This is a genomic window from Maribellus luteus, assembly GCF_003576475.1.
Classification (GTDB): Bacteria; Bacteroidota; Bacteroidia; order Bacteroidales; family Prolixibacteraceae; genus Draconibacterium; species Draconibacterium luteum.
Genome location: NZ_QWGR01000001.1, coordinates 140,877 through 165,016, shown reverse-complemented (window position 1 = coordinate 165,016; position 24,140 = coordinate 140,877). Strand labels below are relative to the sequence as shown.

Genomic DNA, 24,140 nt, shown 5'->3' with positions numbered 1-24,140 from the left:
GCCTGCAACATCAAGAGGTCTCCAACGATGTTAGGGAAAAAAATAGATACATATGAAAAACAAAATAATAAAATACATCAGCATCGCATTTATTGCAGCAAGTATAAATGCCTGCGATTTTCTGGAGGTTGATCCCATTGGCAAAACCTCCATCCCTGTTCTGTTTTCAAACGTGGAAGGCATACGTGCAGCATTGCCCGGGACTTATTCAATGTATTACAAATACTACAGTTCCGATTTTCTGAAATACCCCGAAGCGGCAGGAAATATGCTTCATCTTAGCTCTGTTTCCGAAAGCAGCGATATGATCAAGCAGTACAATTTCACTTCAGCACCCGGCGATGAACTAGAGACTGTTGGATATATCTGGCGTTACATATACGAAGCAACTGCAAATGCGAACAACATTATTGAGTACCAGCCAGCTCTGGTAAAGAATTTTCCGGCTCAGGAAACTGAATTGAACCGGATTATGGCCGAAGCCCTGTTTTTAAGGGCACTTGGACATTTTGATCTGTGCCGGGTTTATGCACAACCCTACAATTACACCGACGATGCCTCACACGCGGGCATCCCGATCGTATTGAAAACACCGGGAGCCGATACCAACCTCCCGCGAAAAACGGTGAAGGAAGTGTACGAACAGATTATCACAGACCTTGAAAGCTCGTTGCAGTATTTTGAGGGAACCTCGCCCCGCGAAGATTACTACGCTTCTCCCGATGCCGTTTACGGACTATTGTCGAGGGTTTATCTTTACATGGAAAACTGGGATAAGGCAATTGAATACGCGTCGAAGGTGATTGATAAAGTCCCTCTTTCTTTGGGCAGCGATTACCTGAAAATGTACAACGAGCTGGAGCCCGGAGTTGAGAACATTTTCAGACTAAACGGCACATTGAGAAGTTCATCGCTGGCAACATTCTATGCTCCGATTTCACCTCTTGCCATACCTGCGGATACCTTGATAAACCTGTTTCAGAATCAGGATGATATTCGCTTGCAACTATTAACAAAAGAAGACGACTCACCGGTTTGTAAGAAATATTACATAACAGCCGACGTGTCGGAAGAAAACAAGCATTACGATCCCTTTGTGCTGCGTGGCTCTGAAATGTACCTGAACCGTGCGGAAGCTTACCTTCATAAAAATAAGTTAGACGAAGCAGCTGCTGATGTAAAAGCAATAATTGCCCGTGGCCTGCAAGTGGACATTACCGAAATTACGCTGGACGAAACATACGACCAGCTGGCCAAAACGATTGAAACCGAGCGTGCCAAAGAGCTTTGCTTTGAAGGACATCAGTTTTTTGATATCACCCGCCGGAAACAGGACCTGATCCGATCAGCCAACACAAATTCGTCGGTAAAGCAGATACAATATCCAAGTGATTTCTTTGTATTGCCCATTCCGCAAAAAGAAATGGACACCAACCCGTCAATGGAACAAAACCCGTCGTACAATTAAAACATCGTTATGAAAACATCAAAATACATCTTCTTATTCCTGTTGATTTCTGTACTTTGCTCGTGTGGAAAAGATGAGTTTAAACCGTATGATCAGGCTTTCATTCACATTATGAAAGATGAGATTTCCACAACAACGGTTTCGTCAAAAGCCAATTACGTTGCCGAATACAAAATCTTTTTAAGTTCCAAACCATTAACAGAGAAATTAACGGTTACTTACTCCATTTCAACCGGCGAAGGCTTGCAGCAGGGAGTAGACTATGAACTGGTCAACACATCCGGCGAACTAACTTTTTTACCCGGAATTTACGATATGCCGGTGCGCATCCGATGGAAATCACATGTGCTGGATCCACAAAAAGACAATTCGCTGACCATCCGCATCGAAAGCAACAGCCTGGGACTGACAATGGGATTGCCCGGAAAAAATGAAAACCAGCGCGAATTTACCATCACAAAAATCAACTAACTCAGAAACAGAACAAAAGACCGGCACAATAAGGCAGGCAGCACCCAATGCTGCAGAATGCATATAACATTACCCAATGAGAAATTTTATTTTATTATTCATAATACTACTTGTTTCCAGCGTTTTTTCATCCGCCCAAGAATTAAAGCCTCCGAAAAAACTTGTTAAGGGAACACTCGACAATGGCCTTACCTACTACATCTACCCCAATAAAAAGCCTGAAGGCGAAGCTGTTTACCGGCTTTTCATAAAGTCAGGGTCCTTGTTCGAAACAGAAGAACAACGTGGACTGGCTCATTTTCTTGAACACATGGCATTTAACGGAACCCGGCATTTCCCGGGAAATTCGCTCACGGCATTTCTGGAATCAAAAGGAGCAAAATTTGGGGCCGATTTAAATGCCCACACGTCCATGAACGAAACTGTTTACAAACTTCAGTTACCCTCTACCGATCCGGCTTTTGTTGACAGTACGATCATGATTCTGGCCGACTGGGCCGGAGGACTTTTGCTCGACAGTACCGAAGTGGAAGATGAACGGGGGGTTATACTTTCGGAATGGTTGCTAAAAGTGGGGCCAAAGTACGAGGCACAAAACGCCTTTCTGCTGGAATTATTAAACAATTCGCGCTACAGCCGGAGGCTGACCATTGGCGATACGGCAGTGATCAAAAACTTTCCGCTCGAAGATTTGCAGGCTTACTACCAAAAATGGTACGACCCGTCGATAATGGCAGTGGCAGTGGCCGGCGATGTGGATGTGGCGAAGGTCAAAAAGTCGATCAAAAAATACTTCTCACACATGTCATCATCCTTAAATGGCGTGTTACCCAAACATCCTATTTCAGATTATGACAAAGTAGAAGTAAAAACCGTCAGCCATGAATCGCTGGATGGCGTAGAACTAAATGTGATACAGTTGCTCGAACAACCTGTTGCTGTCACCACCGAAAAAGAATATCCGGCTTACTTACAACGCACCTTGCTAAACCAGCTCATAAAAGCACGGTTTGCCGAACGCTCTTTTTCAAACCCTGCTTACAAGGATGCAAGTTATTCATACAGCAGCTTTTTAAATACCAAAGGAGCCTTGCTGGGTAGCGTAGAACTAACGCCGACAAAAATTAAAGCAGGTATCATCGATTTTGCCAGCGCATCGGAGCAAATGTTTCGCTACGGTTTTACCTCGGGCGAAATCAGGAAAGCAAAAACCATATACATTAACGGACTGAAACGCAAAGCGGAATCAAAAAAACCGAGCCTGTCCTCTGCATTAGTAAATGAAATTTACAGTGAATTTTATGTAGGCAACAAAATTGTTTCAGCAAAAGACGAGTATAAGTTAGCCCTCAAATACATCGATGCCATCGACTCTCTGAAATTATGTAATCAGCTTCAGCATTTGCATACCCCTCACAAAACACATTACCTGATAACCACCTTTGACAAGGCAAAAGATGAAATCCCATCAGAAACTGCTTTGATCTCTATTTTTGACAGCATCAGAACGAGCAACATTCAGCCTTATCAATATGCGGTAGAAATGCCGGAAAGTTTGCTACCAAAAGAACCGCTTGCAGGAAAAATTGTGAAAACAAAACGCCTCGAAGAAATTGATGCCGATCAGCTAACCTTGTCAAATGGGGCAGTTGTTACGTTCAAATCTTCTTCTTTATCTCCTGATGACATTCTGCTTAGCGCCTTCAGAAAAGGTGGATTGTATGCGCTCGACAGTGTTGATTACGTTTCCGGATTATATACCGGTTCCATAGTTGGATTAAGCGGCGCCGGCGATTTTTCGCGTCAGGAGTTGAGCCGCTACCTTGCAGGCAGCTCTGTTTCTTCGCGTTTTATCATTGAGAAATCGAGGGTAGGTATCGGTGCCAAATCCAATATCGAAGATTTGGAACTCCTGTTTCAATTGCTATACCTGAAATGGACCTCACCCCGCATTGACACCGCCATTTTTGAGCAAACAAAAAGTAAGGCCATAGAAACTTACCAAACCCGGAATGAAACTCCGACTACCCGTTTCTATGAAGATTTCAGCCTTTTGCTAAATGGCGATAACTACACAACGCGAACAGTTACTGACACCAGATTAGAAAAGGAACTCCAGTTAAACCGGATATTGCCTCTTTTTCAGTCACATTACAATTCTGCCCAAGGTTTTCATTTTGTATTTGTCGGCGATTGTTCGTTAAAAGAGATAAAACCCTATATCGAAAAATACATAGGGAGCTTGCCAGGCGATACGCCGGAAAACAATGGCTATCAATATACTTATTCTGAAACGGTTGCCAATGATACCTCTTTGATCCAAAATGTTGGTGACAATGCGAAATCCACCGTTTCGCTTATGTTTCAGTCGAATAAAAAAATTGACGACTACAACCACACCCAACTCCTCAACGACATGACAGAAGAGATTGTCCGTGCCCGTTTGCTGGAAGTTTTACGCGAAAAAATGGGAATGATCTACAGCGTTGGAGTACAAATGAGCCAAACCAAACATCCTTCTGATTTACGCCGGACAAGCATTCGTTTTTCGTGCAAACCGGAAGACGTGGATACTTTGATTGCCACCACAATGGAACAATTAAAGCTGCTAGCACAGAATCCTGAAAATCTTGGATTGAAGTTAGCCGATGTAAAACAAAACCAACTAAAAGACTGGCAGCTTGATAAACAGCGCATTACTTATTGGTCAGGCGGTATCCGAAACAAGTTATTTAACAACGAGAACAGCTGGGAGTATTTAACTGGGTTCGACCGGATTATTGAACAAATAACGGTGGATTCAATCAGTGAGAACATACAACGCGAACTGTTGCAAGTTCCCATGGTAAAAGCGGTTTTAAACCCCGCCCCTACTCCGGATAACAACGAAATGCAATCAATTAATTAAATAGAATTATTAACTATAAAACACGAAGAAAATGAAAAAACAAATCTTCAATTTATTTTATGCTTTGGCCTTGCTTGCCATTGTAACGGCCTGTAGCGACGATGATGATCCGATAGACTTACCGGTTTACGGAGACGCAACAATGACCAGTTTTGGCTTTTATGTAGAAGACAACGAAGGAGTTATTCTCAAAGATTATGTTGCTGAAGGTATCACGGGAGATTTTACTGTATCAGTACCCGACTACGTGAACAAAACCGCACTTGTTGCCCGTTTTGTAGTTTCTGAAAATGACACTGTTTATGTAAACAATGTACAACAGGAAAGCGGTGTAACAGCCAATGACTTTTCTGCTCCGCTTGATTACATTGTATCGGAAGGGACCAACAACACCAAATACACTGTAACCGTTGCCAATCTTCCGGCTGCTGTTTGGAGCCTGGCAGCAAGTGATACTACCGACTTAAGAGAATTTTCTATGCGGGTAAATCCCGTAACCAATGTTCCGTACCTGGCTTATGCACTTGATATGGATGATTCGGCCGATGAAAAGGTAGGTGTGTTTAAACTGGATGGGAATACATTGGTTAATGTTGGAGCAAAAACAGTTTCAGAGGGAAGAGCCTCTTATCCCAGAATTGCGTTTGATGCAGAAGGAGCGCCATTCATTTCATATGCTGACTACACCAACAATGACCCTTACAAAGAAGGCAGCACAACTTATGCGGCATCGGTTATGAATTACAACGGTTCTTCTTGGTCGTATGTAGGTAATAAGGGTATTACCGATGTACGTATCACATATAATGATATTGTATTGAAAAATGATGGTAACCCAATGTTATTCTGCTACAACAATGCAGCAGGAACACTTGCCAGAAGAGAATTAAACATCTCTGACTTTACCGGAAACAGCTGGGCCTCCAACCTTACCATTCCAGGCAGAGCATCCACTCAATATGCGTATCACACAACTGCAAAAAATGTTGACGGTGTTATTTACCTGGGTGTCTACAATGCCAACGAAGGTACATTCTCGGTCTATAAAAATACAGACGGCAGCTGGACTACCATTGTTGAATCATATTTACAGGACGGTGCAACAACCGGTAACTTACGTGATTTTGATATGGATGTTGACCGCGACGGTAATGTATTCGTTTGTGTTGCCGATGACGAAGCAGGTGCCGATATTTACCGCCCAAAAGTATTGAAATACGATGCTACAGCTGAAACCTGGAGCAAAGTGGGAACGCCCATCGCAATTGATTTCTCTACCACCAGGGAATTTAGCCTCGCGATATCTCCGGTTGGAACCCCATTCCTGATGTATCGCGACGATAGCATGTTCCCGGTAGTTGTTTCGTTTGATGAAGACACGCAGGACTGGACCACTCCTGCCCAACTCAACGCTGTTGAAGCAGAAAATCTATACATGGATTTTGCCCCGAATGGAGTTGCTTATGCCGCATTCACAACTTCGGCCACTGGCGAAACCATGTTATTTAAATATGATATTCCGGCCGAATAACGATATGTACTAAACAGTTAAGAGGATGCCCGTACTTTAATGGCATCCTCTTTTTGTTTTCTGAGTTTGCAAGTCTTTCTCAAGACACCTGTCTTTATACTGGCCACCAGCGCGAAGCAATGTATTTCATATTTTTAACAGAGTAAAACGAACATGAGAAGGCAAAACAATTTTGAAGGTCTCCCGAAAAGTCAGGAATATCTGTCGTTTAACAAAATGACAAGTTCCATGTTATATTGAAGTACCATACATAAACACATAACTGAAGAACAACACTCTAAATTAGTTACATTCAAATGAATAAGATTAGTTTGATCGCCCTGTTTCAATTGCTCCTGTTATCGGCAATTGCCCAGACAAAAGATTTTAATGTTGAAGGCTTTATTTATTTAGATACCAATGAAAACGGTCGGCCTGATGAACGGGAAAAAGGACTAAAAGGAATACCCGTTTCCAACGGAGATACAATCGTGATCACCAACTCAAAAGGTAAGTTTGTTATCCCGGCAGATTCTACTGCCAGCATTTTCCCAATCGTACCAACCGGCTTCGAAAATACAGGCTCAAAAATAGGGAATGCCAATTTTATCTTTTTGGGAAAAAAGAACACAGAAACAACACTGGCTCTCGGGCTAAAACGGGTCAAGCAAGCTTCTGCTTTTCGGGTGGGGGCCATTGGTGACCTGCAGGTTAGTAATCAACAGGAAATTTCTTATGCCAATCACACCGTTCTTTCCGAACTTGCCTCCTCCAACATCGATTTCACTATTTTCCTGGGCGATTTGGTGAACAATAACATCAATGACCTGTCAACAATCCGCCATATTTTAGAGAAGTTACCGACAAAGTCGTGGACCGTTGCCGGAAATCACGACCGCAACTTCACCCCTGATTTCCAACAACATACTTTTAATATGGATTTTGGAGCTTCCGATTATGCTTTTAATTATGCGGGCGTTCACTTCATCGTTTTAAACGATATTTTTGCCGTAGGCGCAAAAGGTTATGAAGGACGCTTAACCGAAAAGCAGCTTCGTTTTATAAAAAACGACCTGGCACTGGTTTCAAAAGAAAAGCTGGTGGTAATCAGCCAACACATCCCTATGGTTTCCGTAAAAAACAAAGCCGATTTACTAAGCTTGCTTGAGCCTTACCGGAAAGTATTGATTTTGTCAGGGCATACTCACAAAGCCACCCGCCATCACCTGGCTCCCAATGTAATGGAAATTGTTACCGGAGCCTCGTGTGGAAACTGGTGGTCGGGAGAACGAAACTGGCAGGGAATGCCTGTATCTCTAATGCAATGCGGCTCTCCGCGTAATTATTATATTCTCGACTTTGAAGACAACGATTACCGCTTTCAGTTTAAAGGCATCGGGCTCGATCCGTCGTTGCAAATGACTGTCTGGATCAACGGACAGGATACGCTTTCCCAACATATTTCATCGTTACAGGAGCTAAAAACCAACGATGTTTTGGCCAATGTTTATGCAGCTTCCGACGAAACCCTTGTAAAAATGAAAATCGACGACGGAGAATGGATAAGCATGAAAAAAACGAAAATTATCGATCCGAATGTGGCACGTATTGTTCATCAAAATAAAACGGGTATCTATCCAACTGTTTTTAGCAGAAAAGCAGCGCTCCGCACCTCTGCTTCGCCCCATATCTGGCAAGGAGAGCTACCAGAAAACCTGTCTTCCGGTGTCCACCTGCTAACAATCGAGGCGGTTGAATCTGACGGGTTTAACGTTTCGGCAAAACAGACCTTTTTTGTCAAGTAAGGCAGTTCTAAAAAAACATTAAAGGAAATTATTACCACATACTGTCCAAAACCAGCGAGGCGATTCGAATGTAATTTTCGAATCGCCTCGCCTTTTAAAATGTACCGGCTATTGCCGGCATTATTTCTCCGTCTGGTCAGTTATCCTTTTTCCAGTATTGCTCAATTTCTTCCAGTGTTTTTCCTTTTGTTTCAGGAATCAGCTTGTAAAAGAAGATGGTCCCGACAAAACAAAAAGCCGCAAACGTAAAAAATCCGGCCCCCATGCCTACGCTCGCAACGTACCACGGAAAAAGAAATGCTGCGGCAAAATTGGTTCCCCAGTTGGCAAAAGTTGCCAGCGACATTGCCCTGCCCCGGATATGAGTCGGGTAGATCTCACCGATTAAAACCCAAATAACTGCATTGATTGACAAGGCCAAACTGCCAATGTATATACAAAGCAGTACAACCGTCCAGATGCCCGAAGCGATGTCGGTCACAAACAAGGTTCCTATTGCGCACAGCGAAACAAAAACGGCTGCCATTCCCCCAATCAGTAAAGGGCGACGCCCCCAGCTATCAATTTTTGTCAGGGCAATAACCGTAAAAATCAGGTTGATAATACCGATCAATACCTGAAACTGAACTGCATTGTTCAGGGCAAAACCAGCGCCTTCCAAGATGGTTGGACCGTAATAAATAACAATATTCACCCCTGTAAACTGCCCAAAAACCGAAAGGCCGATTCCCACTGCCAGTGCGCGCCGCATACCGGGCTTCAAAAGCTCGCCCAAGCCTGCTTTCTTTTTACCGGCTTCATCGGCAGGACGAAGAAGTTTCTCGTCCAATTCGCCATTGATCCGCCGAAGCAAAGCCATGCCTTTCTCAACAAATCCCTTGTCAATCAACCAACGTGGACTTTCCGGAACAAAAAACAACAAGAGGATAAACAATCCGCAGGGAATCATTTCGGCTGCAAACATTCCCCGCCAAATCTCGGTATTGAATACTTTTCCTAAAATACCGGCGGTAAAAATATTATCAGGTGAAGTGGCATAACGCAACAAGGCCCAGTTTGAAAAATAGGCCAGCAAAATTCCGATCACTATCGACAATTGATACAGTGCAACCAAACGTCCGCGAATTTTTGCCGGAGCAAACTCCGATATGTACATGGGCGAAAGAACAGAGGCCATTCCGACGCCAAGACCGCCAACAAGACGGGCAACAATTAACAAGGTAAAGTTGGGAGGAATGGAGGAAAACAAGGCCGACACAAAGAAAAGAAAGGCCGCCAAAATCAAAATAGGTTTTCGCCCGTAGCGGTCGCTTAAACTGCCGGCAACAAAGGCTCCCACAATTGCGCCAATCAGGGCCGAACTTCCAAACCAGCCAACCATTAATTTGGATAAGCCGAATTGGGTTTCCACCATACCGAAGGTTCCCGAAATTACGGCAGTGTCGAAGCCAAACAGTACACCTCCCAAAGATGCCACAAAACAGGTTAACCCAAGCAGAACTTTATTTCCCGATGGATTATCCTGGTGGGCACCTTGATTCATTTTTACATTCATTGTTTCGATTTTTTTGATTTAGTTCATTTTATTTTTGCCTGATCAGGATGAATTCCCTGACAAAAGCAGGCAAAGTTTAAGGTTGAAAATCTATTTGTAACGGTTTACTTTAGCGCTTTGCCTTTTGCAAGTTTTTCGTACAAGTCCAGCGAATCGGGATGCCCGGCAAAAGTCGGACCTTCCGCCTGGTTGATCATTCCGGTATACTGGTAGATTAGGATTTTCTCTACGTAGGGCGACACAGCCTCCAGCTGTTGAATAACCCGCTCGGCAGGAGCTGGCAACAAGGCGCTGTGGTAGACCTTTCCCTCAAAACGAAAAACTTCGACATCTGCCCAAAGACGGGACTTGGCTGCTTTTTTATGAAGTTTATAGAGGTTTTCAAAGAAACCGGCACTTTCTTCAACCCGGGTTTTCTCCACCCCAATTTCATCCTGATAGGCTATAAAATCGACATCCAGCTGCTCCAACTGACGAACATATTGATCATCAAACGCAACATTTCTGGTTCCGTAAGGAGCAATCAAAGTTTTGGCTTTTGGCATTAATCTCGCGGCTTCTTTCGACGACTGGTTCACATAATTGATAAAGAAGTCATCGTAATGCCCGCTAATTCCGGTTTCGTTCGGATAATACCAGCCGTAAAAGCTTTTGTGGTGCCCGTATTTTTCGGCAATTTCATTCATTGCTTTCACGCGCAACTTATTCACTTCCGGATCTTTCATCAACATGGCAGGATTTCTCCACTCTCCGAAAAAGCCATTGCTGACAAAAAAGCGGATGCCATACTTATCGGCCGCAGTAAGTACCACTTCCAAAGGATCTTCGCACCCCATTTCGTGCTTTGGCAACAACGAAGTAGGGTAAAAACTTTTATCGTAAATAGCTACATCCAACAATACCAGGTAACGCAATCCAGCATCTGCTATTTCTTTTACTTTGGCATCCCACTGTTCAGCCGTAAATTTCTCCAAAGTGGGGTTCCAGTATTTCCCCTCGGCGGTACTGTGGTGCTGAAATTCAAACCAGGAACCCTCAATGGGTTTCATCGTTGTTTTTTTCTTTGCAGCCGCTTGTATTTCCTGCAATAAAAAAGGGCTGGCCACCGCCATTGTTCCTAATGTTCTTAAAAAATTCTTCCGGTTCATCGTAATACAAATCTTTATCTATTCTGTCAAAAATGTTTTCAGCTTGCTGAACAATTACTTATTTCTGAGAAAGAATGTCAAAACTAAATATTTTTATGCCGAAAAAAGTATTTAATAAAATATTTTATTAACCTTTTCTGCAAATTCGTGTTGGAGATGGTTCTTTTTTATTTAGGTGGCTGTCTGTTCAGTTAGTCGGTCAACTAAAAGCTAATATTTTTTCACCCACTTCGGATTCCTTCCCGGCCTCATTCCCGAAGAACAAAATACCGAATTGCTTGGAAATTTCCCTAACCGCACTTCTGCTCTGTCTCCTATTCTTAAATAAAAAAAGAAAGGCGATCTGCTATTCGGTCTAATTGTTTTGCTTCTTCGCAGTAACTAAAAACGATTTATTGCTGCCTGATAGCTTGATGGGAAAAATACAATACACTTAATGCGACTATTTCGATCAGGTTCTGACTTACCATCCAGCAACTTCCTTCAGTGTGCATGTTGGTGCACAGCCCGAGAGAAGGCGTGTACGTAGGTAATACATGGCCTGCAGCATACCAAATATTTTTGCCGGATCAAACAGATACACCCAACGGTTGATCGCCTCTGGTAAGTTCACTAGCAGAAGCAGACAAGTTTTAAGGTTGAAATTTATTTGAAACTATTTACTTTAGTGCCTTACATTTTGCGAGCTTTTCGTATAAATCCAACGAATCAGGATGTCCTGCAAATGTCGGTCCTTCAGTCTTGTTGATCATTCCTGTATACTGGTAGATCAGGATTTTTTCGACATAAGGCGACACAGCCTCAAGCTGTTGAATAACGCGTTCGGCAGGAGCTGGTAACAAGGCGCTGTGGTATACCTTTCCTTCAAAACGAAAAACTTCGACATCTGCCCAAAGACGGGACTTGGCTGCTTTCTTATGAAGTTTATACAGATTTTCAAAGAAGCCAGCACTTTCTTCAACCTGGGTCTTCTCCACCCCAATTTCATCCTGGTAGGCTATAAAATCGACATCTAGCTGCTCCAACTGATGCACATACTTATCATCAAAAGCAACATGTCTGGTTCCGTAAGGAGCAATCAACGTTTTGGCATTTGGCAGTAACCTGGCAGCTTCTGCTGAAGATTGGTTTACATAATCGATGAAGAAATCATCATAATGCCCAATAATTCCGGTTTCATTGGGATAGTACCAACCGTAAAAGCTTTTGTGATGTCCGTATTTCTCAGCAGTTTCATTCATCGCTTTCATACGCAACTTATTTACTTCCGGATCTTTCATCAACAATGACGGATTTCGCCAATCGCCGAAAAAGCCATTGCTGACAAAGAAGCGAATACCATACTTATCGGCTGCCGTAAGTACCACCTCCAAAGGGTCTTCACAAGCCATTTCGTGTTTTGGGAGCAAAGAAGTAGGGTAAAAACTTTTACCATAAATGGCCACATTCATCAATACCAGGTAGCGAAACCCGGCCTCTGCTATTTCTTTTACTTTGGCATCCCATTGTTCAGCCGTAAATTTCTCCAATGTAAGATTCCAGTATTTCCCCTCATCAGCACTGTGGTGCTGAAACTCAAACCAGGAGCCCTCAATGGACTTCATTGTTGTTGTTTTTTCTGCAGCCGCCTGTACTTCCTGCAATAAACCGTTACCGGGCAGGGTCTTCGCGTCTAATGTTTTTAAAAAATTCTTTCGATTCATTTTATAACATTCGTTTATTTTTTCTGTCAATATTGGGTTAAGCTTGAAAAATACAACATGCGAATCAAGGGTTAATTGCCTGTGTTATATAATGTTCTAATTTATTCAAGTACCATACTTTGATAATAAACAAGTTGGCTCTCCTTCCCTCTAATTTTAAAGTTTAACCTTCTTGAATCCAATTTTACTTCCATAAAATCTTCGTTTGAACAAACTATAACAGGATAATTAAAGCCTGATTTTTCAGTACCAATCCACAGATTATTATGCATGTGCCTGCAAATCATTAAATCAATCCCTGCATTATGCAGTACGGGGCCATAGTGTTGAGCCAGCTGAGCCATTCCATACCAATTATTTTTGTCTTTGATTATTGGCATGTGAATAACAACAATTTTTGCTGCGGCACACCGAAATTCTTCGCTGTTAACTTCCTGCTTTAACCAGTTTAGTTGTTGTTCGCGGTAAGTATCAAAAGTAACCGTCACAATTAACTGTAATATTGGTTGTCCTTAAAGATTTATGAAATAACAAATTCCCAATTTCTAAAACGAAACAGACTTTACATCCAATAAAGAACTACATGAACTTTCAGGTGTTATCATCTCTATTTCCAGGTAATAAGCTTTGTCAAAAGGCCAATATGTAACATCTGTTCCAAAGTCATTATCAAAAGCAAAGAAAGGGACTCCATCCACAAAAAGTTGGATAGAAGAAGCTGACCAATCACACGTAAAGGTATGATAGGTATTTGATAAGGCATTAACTTCAATCGAAGTCCCCTTTTTGTTGCCGGTGTTCCAATTTAAAGCCTCAGTAAAAATGCCTCCATGTATTCGTTCAGGATCACTTGAATGATATGATAATAGAGTAATTTCTTCATCCGGATATGTTGTTGACGACTCTACCGGACGCAAACGCACGAACACTTTCGCCTTTGTTTCAGGCATTTTAAGCTCAAGTTCAATGCGCCCGTATTTCTTTTCTATCTGTCCTTTTGTTGTAATCTTCGTTGTATTCTCCTTGTCTATTTTCCAGATAGTCGAGTCTAAGCCGACGACCGGGAAAGAGCCAATTTGTTGTTTTGGAAGCCGGCGGGTTTGTATTAAGGAAGCCAAACGATCCATCAATCGCTGATCCTTAGGATTTTTCGATTTAGAGAAAGACAAAATAGCCCCGCCCCCCTCATAATAAGCAATCGCAGATTCTTTAAACACGTTGTTTTTTTCGAAACGATCTAAATAAGTTTCCAGGCGTGTATAAAATGAAGATTTGTGGTCAGATAATGCCCGGTCGTCGAACTCTATTTCTAATCCTAAGTTATGGGTATAAGCTAACCGACAAGTTTTATCTATGCGCTCGTCGGTGATGGAGGCTTCAAAAAAGTGATTGGGCTGTGCATAAGCTACGTCAAAACCCAGCGCTTTCCAGTCGTTGTAACCCATTGCATTCCAGTAAGGAATCCAATAAAATTTATAATCTTTTGCCCGGATATAATCACCAATAGGGACCGTTAATGCTTTGCTTGTTACAATATCTTCTGATACCCAATAGAACCCGGCAAGATCTAAATAATCCAATCCAGCCGCTTTAAAGCGTTTGATGAGTTCGTCGATATACCATTGACAGGCGTCGTATTTATCGATTTCATTTGCAAAGTCCAGGACTCTTCCATTGAGCGTACCCCAGTCTTTCTGGCCGGGAATCGGATCGGGTATGCCAATCACTACTTTATGCCGGAAATTCGGCTTTCCCAGTTGTTCGGCCTGAGAGGCAATACATTCATTCAAGGCAGGTAAAGCTTTTCCCGACTCGAACAAGCGATCCAACAACCACGACCACTCTTGCTTGCGAGCGCCATCTTTTTCATAGCGGGAAACATAACAGCGTCCCTTTCCGTCTTTAAATTCCAGAAAAAGGAATCCATCGAACAACCAATCTTTTCTCCCGTTTAAATCCTGATGAACTACATAAGGCAAGAACTGATCGCTGGTCCAATCCATTCGGTGCACTCCTCCCTGATAAATTAACACCAAATCATTGATGTCGGTTTGTTTGTATCCCTTTACTAATGGTTGTGCTTCTCCTGTGTATACAAACATTATTGAAATAACTATGGCAAGCAATAAAAACAAATGTCTCATTCGTATAAAATTTTAATCCGGCGTTTCTATAAATTTCGTATCAACTCCATTTTTTAAATTAAACTTCAACAGAATGGAATAGCCATTCATACATTCCCGTTTTGCGTGGGCTTTAGTATTCATGGCTATTCCGTTGTATCATTTTTTTTGATAGACCTTAACATAGTCCACCTTAAAAGTATCCGGAGCACAGGCGTTTTTAATTCCTTCCAAAAATGAAGGAATCTCCATGCTCAAAATCATATATTCTTTGGTGTGAGAAAGGCCTACGGTTTGTTCATGGTATTTTAAGCCGTCGATAAAAAATGAATATTTCTCCGGGGTCCACTCCAACGCAAAAGTATGAAAGCCTTCCGATAAACCTTCCAACTCACTCACCATCGCCCCCGAAGACTTCTGGTTTGGACCATAAGCCCAATGCAGGCAATGGGTAAGCTTATCTTTTCCTAATCCTTTAAAATATTCAAAGATATCAATCTCGGTTCCATACACGGCAGGATCTTCTCCGTCGGAAATACCCGGAGATTGAAACCAAAAAGCAGCCCATGGCCCAATGCCTTTTTGCAAAGCAGCTCTACATTCATAATATCCATATTTGCTCATAAATGTTTCCTGAGTACCTACAGCACTTCCCATGATGCTATCTTTTTTGATGTCATACATCAAATTTAGATTTCCATTAGAAACACTAACCATTGATGGATCATTGTATCCAATGCGGCGAGGGCCGGTTCCTCGTATTTTCCACTTCGTTGTATCCAAAACAGTTCCATCAAACTGATCTTCCCAAACTAAAGAATAACCTTGCTTTTCGGGCTCGAATATTTCCTGACTTAAAGCCGTATTTTTCGGTTTTACTGAGGAATTATCTTTTAATGAGTGCTGGCATGCACCTAACAATACTGTGCATGCCAAAATATACATTCGAATGTTTTTCATTTTATTTTATTTAGAACGATTTGTATCCCACCAAACACGAACATTCTGACCGTCGCCCTTACCTCCATTTAATGAAGGATCGGAGGCATTTTCCGGATTATTACGTCTTTCACTATCGGTGTATCTAATCTTTTTTATGATTTCACCTGGCTTCAAATCCGGATCATCAGAACGAACGATTGCATTAAAAACAGGATAACCTGTTCTGCGGTATTCAGTCCAGGCTTCATTTCCATTCGGGAATAACGCAATGTATTTTTGCGTGATAATCTGTTTTAACTTAGTTTCGTAATCTGCCGCGGCACTCCATGCTACTGCTCCGGTAGTTATATATGTTTCATCTTGAGTAAGGTCAAGAACATCGGTAGCTATACCTTCTCGAGAATAAGCAAAAGAAGACCTGATCCCTTCTTCATAGTTTGTTTTTGCATCACCTGCTCCATTCCATCCTAATAAAGCTGCTTCTGCTTTTAAGAAGCAAACCTCAGAATAAAGCATAACCGGATAACGTTTTGTGATCCAAACCCCTGACTGATCTATACCATTTAAATTCCAATCGGGTAAGAACATTAAGCCGTGAACATTTGAAATTTCATTTAAAGTATTACCTGCTGTTGTGAACTGATCAGCAGGAAGACCATTTGCCATACCTTTATATGCCGGCCCTTCCCCCTTTGTTACAAAATTTTTGGTTTTACCAATGTATAATGGCAAACGAGGATCTGCTACAGTTCCACTCTTTTCCAAGAGATCAACCAAGGTTTTACTTACTCGAAATTCATTCCAGTGACTAATTGTAATCAAAGGATAGCCTAGACTATTCCAATCGGCATTGTTTGTATAGATTGTTGCAGATTCATTGTTCGATCCCATTACTCCTGCAGCAAGAGCTGCTTCTCCTTCCTGTTTGGCTTTCCCCGGGTCAACAAAAGAAATATGAATGGCTAAACGAAGACGAAGCGAGTTGGCAAATTTAACCCATTTCTGGATGTCTCCATTGTAAATAAAATCAGCACTTTTAAAGTCTTTTTGTCCTTGCAGCCCACTGGATAAAATCTGTGCGCTCTCGGTCAATTCTTTAAATAAATCATAATAGATATCCTTTTGACTATCGTATTTGGGTTTTTGAACTCCGGTTCCGGCTTCAAAATAAGGTATATCCCCGAAAAGATCTGTTACCTTGGCGGTAGAATATGCCGTCATAATACGTAGTAGCTGGTAAGTATATACCGAATGGGGATAATTCTCAATGTCTGCTTCAACTACTTTTTTATTCTTTACCACATCTAAAAAATGAGGAGACCACAGCCCTGGATTTACAAATCCATCCGTATACATATATCTATCTGTTGTAAAACCGGTGGAAGTATTTGCCAGGTACTGAGCCCACAAGTTAGCCCCGAGATTATCTCCTAACTGATAGGTTTCCCAGTTGATGTTAGTAGCTTTCCATGTAACATAAGGAAAAACTAATTCAGGGCTTAATGTGGTCGTTGCCAAAGGATTTTTATTCATATCCTCAAAATCATCTGTACAACCGAATAAGATTGCAATAGATAATGCCAACAGCGTTATTTTTTTTAATACGTTTTTCATTTTTTCACCGTGCTAAAAATTTACATTTAAATTAAATCCGAAGCTTCTTGTTGGAGGCATTGCTGAAATTTCAAAAGCTTGTGCATAATCACTGCGCGAGAAAGCACCTTCCGGATTATTAGGTGTGTTTTTCTTGAAAAAGAATAAATCTCGCCCGACTAAAGAAAGTTTTACACTAGTAAAAGGCGTTTTACTTATCAATGTGTGAGGGAGCTTATACCCCAACGACATTTCTCTCATTTTTATAAATGAACCGTCATAAACAAATTCTTCGGCTACTCCTTCCGGGCCTCCTACTGTTTCATAAAATTGTTGTGCGGTAATTGTCACATTATTTGCCGCTCCGGTATCGATATTAACCCCCTTGATAATCATTCCACCATCTCGGTAAGCAAGCGTTCGTTCAGAATTCCCCAGAGCAGAAGCATAGGCATCTGTTACTGAAACGATATCACCGCCTTGTCTCATGTCAATCAACATTTTGAACGAAAGGTTTTTCCATCGCAGATCCGAAGTTACAGCTCCAGTCCAGTCAGCCATCATATTACCTACCACCTGATCGCTTTCAAACACAGGCAAACCATTATTATTAATTATTACATTCCCTTGTTCGTCGCGTACATAGGCCTTACCAACAATATCACCAAATTTTCCACCTTCACTGACATAAACACCTCCAATGCGAACGCCTCCAATCCCCCATCTTTTAACGGTTGGGTCCAGTTCAATACATTTGGAAGAGTTCGTTCCCCAATTGAAATTCAACGACCATTCCCAATCTTCTGTTTGAACAGGAACAAAACTTAACATAAGTTCTACTCCTTCACTGCTCATTTTTCCGGCATTGATTAATTTACTTCTATAACCTGACGATTCAGTAACCGGTACACTTAAGATTTGATCTGATGTATTCGATTTATAGTAAGTAAAATCAAGTCCTACCCGACTATCAAACATTCTAATGTCCGTACCCACCTCATACGATTGCGTTGATTCAGGTTTTAAAGTAGATAAAGGGAAACTATTAGGAGCGGCTGACCCTAACACCGGTGTCATTACGGTAAATACACCATAAACTGAATGCAAACGATATGGACTGGTATCATTACCTACTTTAGCCCAGGATCCTCTTAATTTCATAAACGAGAATGCTTCCGGCAAATCAAGCATTTCAGAGACGACACCACTTAAACTAACTGAAGGATAAAAATATGACCAATTATCTTTGGGAAGAGTAGACGACCAGTCATTTCTGGCAGAAAAATCCAAATAAAGCATACTCTTATAGCCAAACTGCGCATTCCCTAAAACGGAATGAACTTCTTTTTCATAAAAACCTTCATATGGATCTTTTTTATTTCCGTTCGAAAGTGCAACCAGTCCAGGAATTGTTAAGCGCCCGGCTTGAGCCGATAAAGATTGCCCTTGTTCATTCCGAAAAGCAGCTCCAAAGTTGGCCAATACTGAAAAATCTTTAAATGTTTTATTGAAATTCAAAATCACGTCTGAATTCGTTTCCTGATAAGTATTTGTATTATTTGAATATTGTCCGGCTCCGGTGTTATAGGAAAAAGGCATCATAATTTTCCGGTTCATGTTGTTCCAGTCAATGCCTATTTTCGCGCTTAATCTCAACCACTCTGTAAACGTAATACTTGCATTCATTTGACCGATGACACGATTCTTCATATCCTCATTGCCATTCCCATTATAGAAATATGCAAACGGGTTGATGTACTCATTACTATTACCAGACCAATTTACCGGGGTACCGTTCATGCCTTCCGGGTTTCTCAAATCCTCTATGCGAATATTTCTGGGCATTTTTATAAATTGATTTGCGATGCCGTACTCTCCCTGATCCGGGCGATTTTCCCCTTTTTGACGGATGTAACTTATTTTACCCCCAATATTGACCCATTTATTGGCAAAGTTCATGCTTCCATCAAAATATTGACGTGTCAAGGAATGGGTTGGAGTAATGCCTTCATTGCGGGAATCAGAATAAGACAGACGTCCGAATAAAGTTTCACTACCACCAGATACCGCAAGCATATTATTATACGTGAACCCTGTTTGATAGAAATCCAGCATCTGATTGCCTTGAGGACGCATTGCATAAGGGAGATAAGATGCATCTCCATAAATCTCATTTCTCCAGTTAGGAATTTCTTGTCCGGTCATTCGGGGGCCCCAACTACCTTTCGCATCTATTGAAAATTCACCGTTTGAACCTTGCCCATATTCGTTTTGAAATTTATACGCCTGATAAGGAGTGGTAACATTAACATTTCCATTGTATTCAAAAGAGATACCTTGATTCTTTTTCCCTTTTTTGGTAACAACCAGAATTGCTCCATTTTGTGCGCGGCTACCATATAACGCAGCAGCATTGGCTCCTTTTAATACTGAAATGCTTTCAATGTCTTCCGGGTTAATCTCAGAAGCAGATCCGGAGTAATCAATATTTCCCCATTGGTTTGCAGTTCCGGCAGAATTGTCACTGATCGGAAGACCATCGATTACCCATAAGGGCTGGTTGTTTCCGCTTAACGAGTTTAATCCTCTCATAATTATACGGGTCGATCCCCCCATGCCAGTTCCTGATTGATTAATCTGTACGCCGGCTACTTTCCCTTGTAACATGTTGGCTACACTCTCCGAACGGATTTCTGTAAAACCTTTTGTTTTGATTTCTTGCATGGCATATCCCAAAGCTTTCTTTTCACGCTTGATTCCCAATGCAGTTACTACCACCTCATCAACACCAATTGCATCGGCAATCAGGACAATATTTAGAGTAGTTCGGCTACCCACTTCAACTTCTTGTGCTTTCATCCCAACAAAAGAAAATTGAAGTCTAGTGTTTTCAGGAATATCTGGTAAGGAATAGTACCCATCAGCATCTGTTACTGTTCCCTGCTTGGTTCCTTTTACCACGACAGTTACACCAGGTAAGGGCTGCCCATCCTCGCCGGTTACCTTACCCGAGACAGATTTTTGCCCGGCATCTGTATACCTTTGGTCTGCCAATTTTTTAGAGCCCGGGCTAATAACAATATAGCGATCAACAACTTTATATTTTAAATCACTTCCTTCCAGAAGATCATCCAGTATTTTCTCAATTGTCTCGCTTTTTACCTTTAGGTCAATCCTTTTAATATTGGCAACTTCATCGTTTTTATAGAAGAAATAAAAGTCACTTTGAGCTTCAATTTCCTCAAACAACTCAGCTAATGTCACGTTTCTGACATCGATACAAACTTTTGTTGCCTGGGAGTAACTTTTGGCACTCACCGCTACCACACCCATCAGGAGTAATAAGATCGTTAGTTTCATAACTTTAATCATTCTGCTACACCCAATAAACAGGGCATAACTCTCTCGTTTTTTTTTCATACTTTTGGCATGTTTAATAATTATTAATGATTCCTTTTGGAATTGTTTTTAAACATCCTACGGAAGTTGGCGCTTCCCAGGATTTTGACAGAACCGGTATTATTAGCGTAATATCGGTTCGTTGTTTTGGTTTACTTAATTTTGCATAGGTATTTAGTTTTCTTTCGACAATATTATTTCGTTTTTATCTTCGCTTTTTTGAATTACCTGGAACTTAATCGGAGATGACAGCTTTATAATTTCCAGCACCTGGTACAAAGGCTTATTTTTCAAAATTGTACCTGTAAACCGGTAATTTTTTATTTCCTCGTCTTTAAAAACAAATTCCACGTTGTACCAACGTTCCAACTTAGCGATAATAGGCTCCAGCCTTTCGTTATAAAAGCTAATTCTGCCTTCTTTCCATGAAGAATAGAAACGCGTGTCCACGTTCGAGAGGTATACCTTTTTCTCGGTCAGATCATAGCTGGCCATTTCTCCCGGTTTTAGTTCAATAATCCTTTTCCCCTGCTGGTTAAGCAATTCTATTTTCCCTTCTACCAGGATGGTTTCCGAGAAATCGTTTTCGGGATAAGCACTGATATTAAAACTGGTGCCCGTTACCTTTACCTGCATATCATTAAACTCTACCAGGAAAGGATTTTCAGGATCTTTCGCGACGTCAAAAAATGCTTCTCCGCATAACTCCACGCTACGGTTTTCCCCGTTAAAAGCAGCAGAATAACGAATGCGCGATTCGGCATTCAACCAAACATGTGTCCCGTCAGACAACACCACCTCGGCAATCTGACCGGCCGGACATATTACTTCGTTCATGGGCTGCGTTTTGGTCCGGCTCAAATAATTTAGCAACGAATACGAGATAGCTACGGCAAAAACCAGCACAGCAGCGTATTTCATAACACTCAGAAATAGCTGGTACCGGGGTTTACCCATCTGTCTTGAAAGCTTTTTGTATTCTGCATCCAAACCGTCACCTTCGTCACCACCTTTGGTTAACGACCAGGTATTTTTTATCGATTTGTAAAATTCCCGGGCCTCCTTGTTCTCCATCAGGTATTGCGAGATTTCATTCTTCTCCGCCACATCACTGATGTTCCCCAGAGCATATTGTATGATTTTTTCCTGATCCATTTTATCGGTTCTATTAGTGTAACAACAAACGTTTGTTTTACCCTAGGTGGGAAAACAAAAAAATTCAGAAAAAAAGCTGGATGGTTAATACCGATTTAAATTATTGACAACAAAACAGCAAAGAAGTCAGACGGAAAATGCTCTTTTAACCTTTTCCGAAATTGCTTCAGGGCTTTCGACATATGCCCCTCCACGGCTTTCACCGAGATTCCCAGCTTCTCAGCAATTTCCTTGTTTTTTAACATATCGTAGCGGCTTAGCTCAAAAATACGTTTACATTGCGGAGGAAGTTCCTCTATGGTGCTTTCAATAATACCTTTTAACTCATTAAACGTAAGCACATCGAAATCAAGCTGACACAAAGCCTCGTAATTCAAGATCAACTCGTTATAACGGTATTTCAAGTGCTCTTCATATTTTTGTTTTACCTTAACAGCCTTTAGGTAATTCAGCGACTTGTTTCTTAACACCTGAAAAAGAAAAGCTTTTAGATCAGAGTCCGCTTTTAAGTTTTCCCTGTTTTCCCAAAGCTTCAAAAACGATTCCTGTACCAGGTTTTTAGCCATTTCCCGGTCATTGACATATTCCACAGAAAAAGCAAGTAAGCGGGGAAAGAAGGAATTAAAGACAATGCGAAATGCATTTTCATCTCCCCGTTTTATCTGATTTAGAAGTTCAGTATTTAGTTCCTTTTCCTGAATCATAATCGTCAGGTTCAAATAAATTTGGGCTACAAGATAAAAATTCGTATTGAACAAATGCAGATTTTTTTCAGATGTAAACACCTTCACTCCTTTTATCGACGAACAGAATATCACAGAAAAAGCTTCTCATAAATACTAAAAATACAAGACCTTAAACAAAAAACATTATCCTTAAATATTATTTGCCGTGCAAAGCAGAAAACCTTCAACCGTAAGTACAAAAATGGATAATTCGTATTTGAGAAAATCATTCTTGTAGAACAAACAAAACTCATTACTAATATACGTCCATGAAAACAAAACCAAACACATTTTGTAACATCCTTAGATCTATTTTTCAAAAGAAAAAGAGTCGTGCAATTCTCTATTATTGTTCTTACTTTTGTGGCTGAATATATTTAACGACCATGATAAATCGAAGAAACTTCATAAAAACGGTACCGGTGGTGGGTGCCGGAGTGGTGCTGTCGAACCAGGTGATGGGCCAAACAGACTCTAAAAAAAATAAACTTCCGGAGAATCACCGGGAATACTGGGTACAGCTGCTCGATAAAATATCGGCGCCTGTCCTGGAGGCCGGAAGCCAAAACAAACTAAAAGCTACAATGCCGGTTGAAACAACCACCGGGGCTAAAGAAAAACCCTCCACTTACCTGGAAGCTGTGGGAAGATTACTGGCCGGAATTGCGCCCTGGCTGGAAAGCAATTCGGGAGATGCCGCAGAAACCGGGCTAAGAAAAAAGTACCGCGAGATGGCATTAAAAACCATTCACAACATTACCGATGAAACTTCGCCCGATTATCTTTTTGATCACAAGGAACCGCAGATACTCGTAGATGCTGCATTCTTGGCACATGCTTTTTTACGGGCACCTCAACAGTTGTGGCAGGCACTTTCTGAAGATTCCCAAAAGAACGTTGTGAAATGCTTTGTGGTCACTCGCGACATAAAGCCTTTTTATTCCAACTGGCTGCTTTTTAGCGGAATGATTGAAGCATTCTTTCTGAAAAACGATTTGCCATTCGACATTATGCGGCTCGACTTTTCTGTAAAAAAACACCAGGAATGGTACCTGGGTGACGGAATGTACGGAGATGGGCCTGATTTTCACTGGGACTACTACAACAGTTACGTTATTCAGCCCATGTTGATGGACATTGTAACGGTAATGCAGGAAAAGAAGAAATTCGACGACCGCTCCACCGAAGAAATTGCTAAAAGATTTACGCGCTATGCTGCCATTCAGGAACGACTGATTTCCCCGGAAGGTACTTTCCCTGCCGTTGGCCGCTCGCTGGTTTACCGGATGGGAGCCTTTCAACATCTGGCCCAGGCAAGCTTACAGAAAAGACTTCCCGAAATTGTTAAGCCCGCCCAGGTACGATGTGCATTAACAGCCGTTATGCAACGTTTGATGAGCGCCCCGGGGACATTTGACAAAAATGGATGGTTACAGATTGGCTTGTGCGGGCATCAAAATTCGATGGGTGAATATTACATCTCTACCGGAAGTTTGTATTTGTGCTCAACAGGCTTGCTTCCATTAGGACTCGCAACGGATGATGAATTCTGGAAAGACGCTGATGCGCCCTGGACCAACATTCGGATTTGGAACGGCGAGGATTTAAAAAATGACCACGCATTGTATTAAAAAA

The 24,140-nt window shown here is 41.5% G+C and carries 16 protein-coding genes; 6 read left to right on the top strand and 10 right to left on the bottom strand.

Annotation, left to right across the window (positions count from 1 at the left end; translation table 11 throughout):
• Positions 1 to 52 precede the first annotated feature (52 nt).
• The 5 genes from D1614_RS00655 to D1614_RS00635 all read left to right on the top strand — a co-directional run bounded on the left by D1614_RS00655 (position 53) and on the right by D1614_RS00635 (position 8,162).
• Positions 53 to 1,468 carry a RagB/SusD family nutrient uptake outer membrane protein gene (locus D1614_RS00655; protein ID WP_119435950.1) on the top strand — a complete coding sequence of 472 codons (1,416 nt, stop codon included), beginning with the start codon at positions 53 to 55 and terminating at the stop codon, positions 1,466 to 1,468.
• Positions 1,469 to 1,477: 9 nt separating this feature from the next.
• On the top strand, positions 1,478 to 1,939 hold the full coding sequence (locus D1614_RS00650; RefSeq protein ID WP_119435949.1) for a hypothetical protein: 462 nt from the start codon (positions 1,478 to 1,480) through the stop codon (positions 1,937 to 1,939).
• A 76-nt stretch (positions 1,940 to 2,015) separates the two neighbouring features.
• A complete protein-coding gene (locus tag D1614_RS00645; protein ID WP_119435948.1) occupies positions 2,016 to 4,847 on the top strand; it encodes a M16 family metallopeptidase in 2,832 nt (943 codons plus the stop codon).
• A 31-nt stretch (positions 4,848 to 4,878) separates the two neighbouring features.
• Positions 4,879 to 6,378: an SGBP N-terminal domain-containing protein gene (locus tag D1614_RS00640; RefSeq protein WP_119435947.1), complete on the top strand. Its 1,500-nt coding sequence runs from the start codon at positions 4,879 to 4,881 to the stop codon at positions 6,376 to 6,378.
• Between the two features lie 296 nt (positions 6,379 to 6,674).
• The gene (locus D1614_RS00635) at positions 6,675 to 8,162 is read left to right on the top strand and encodes a calcineurin-like phosphoesterase family protein (protein ID WP_119435946.1); all 1,488 of its coding nucleotides are present in this window, start codon (positions 6,675 to 6,677) and stop codon (positions 8,160 to 8,162) included.
• A 136-nt stretch (positions 8,163 to 8,298) separates the two neighbouring features.
• Here the strand turns inward: D1614_RS00635 and D1614_RS00630 are convergent, their stop codons facing one another.
• The 10 genes from D1614_RS00630 to D1614_RS00585 form a co-directional block, all read right to left on the bottom strand.
• The gene (locus D1614_RS00630) at positions 8,299 to 9,717 is read right to left on the bottom strand and encodes a sugar porter family MFS transporter (RefSeq protein WP_119435945.1); all 1,419 of its coding nucleotides are present in this window, start codon (positions 9,715 to 9,717) and stop codon (positions 8,299 to 8,301) included.
• A gap of 104 nt (positions 9,718 to 9,821) precedes the next feature.
• Entirely contained in the window at positions 9,822 to 10,766 is a 945-nt protein-coding gene (locus tag D1614_RS00625) for a DUF4434 domain-containing protein (protein ID WP_206609879.1), read from the bottom strand.
• Between the two features lie 758 nt (positions 10,767 to 11,524).
• Positions 11,525 to 12,568, bottom strand: a complete 1,044-nt coding sequence (locus D1614_RS00620) for a DUF4434 domain-containing protein (protein WP_206609878.1) — start codon at positions 12,566 to 12,568, stop codon at positions 11,525 to 11,527.
• A 101-nt stretch (positions 12,569 to 12,669) separates the two neighbouring features.
• Positions 12,670 to 13,056 carry a hypothetical protein gene (locus tag D1614_RS00615; RefSeq protein ID WP_119435944.1) on the bottom strand — a complete coding sequence of 129 codons (387 nt, stop codon included), beginning with the start codon at positions 13,054 to 13,056 and terminating at the stop codon, positions 12,670 to 12,672.
• 57 nt (positions 13,057 to 13,113) lie between these two features.
• Positions 13,114 to 14,712: a DUF4855 domain-containing protein gene (locus D1614_RS25715; protein WP_162304365.1), complete on the bottom strand. Its 1,599-nt coding sequence runs from the start codon at positions 14,710 to 14,712 to the stop codon at positions 13,114 to 13,116.
• Between the two features lie 138 nt (positions 14,713 to 14,850).
• Positions 14,851 to 15,651, bottom strand: coding sequence for a glycoside hydrolase family 16 protein (locus D1614_RS00605; RefSeq protein ID WP_119435943.1), 801 nt, complete (start codon positions 15,649 to 15,651; stop codon positions 14,851 to 14,853).
• Positions 15,652 to 15,657: 6 nt separating this feature from the next.
• The gene (locus D1614_RS00600; protein WP_119435942.1) at positions 15,658 to 17,247 is read right to left on the bottom strand and encodes a SusD/RagB family nutrient-binding outer membrane lipoprotein; all 1,590 of its coding nucleotides are present in this window, start codon (positions 17,245 to 17,247) and stop codon (positions 15,658 to 15,660) included.
• Between the two features lie 12 nt (positions 17,248 to 17,259).
• A complete protein-coding gene (locus D1614_RS00595) occupies positions 17,260 to 20,646 on the bottom strand; it encodes a SusC/RagA family TonB-linked outer membrane protein (protein WP_119435941.1) in 3,387 nt (1,128 codons plus the stop codon).
• A gap of 153 nt (positions 20,647 to 20,799) precedes the next feature.
• Complete coding sequence (locus tag D1614_RS00590; RefSeq protein ID WP_119435940.1) at positions 20,800 to 21,780, bottom strand: FecR family protein; 981 nt, start codon at positions 21,778 to 21,780, stop codon at positions 20,800 to 20,802.
• Between the two features lie 95 nt (positions 21,781 to 21,875).
• On the bottom strand, positions 21,876 to 22,484 hold the full coding sequence (locus D1614_RS00585; protein WP_147383951.1) for an RNA polymerase sigma-70 factor: 609 nt from the start codon (positions 22,482 to 22,484) through the stop codon (positions 21,876 to 21,878).
• Positions 22,485 to 22,891: 407 nt separating this feature from the next.
• Between D1614_RS00585 and D1614_RS00580 the strand changes: the two genes are divergently transcribed.
• Positions 22,892 to 24,136 carry a DUF2264 domain-containing protein gene (locus D1614_RS00580; RefSeq protein ID WP_206609877.1) on the top strand — a complete coding sequence of 415 codons (1,245 nt, stop codon included), beginning with the start codon at positions 22,892 to 22,894 and terminating at the stop codon, positions 24,134 to 24,136.
• The last annotated feature ends 4 nt before the right edge of the window (positions 24,137 to 24,140 follow it).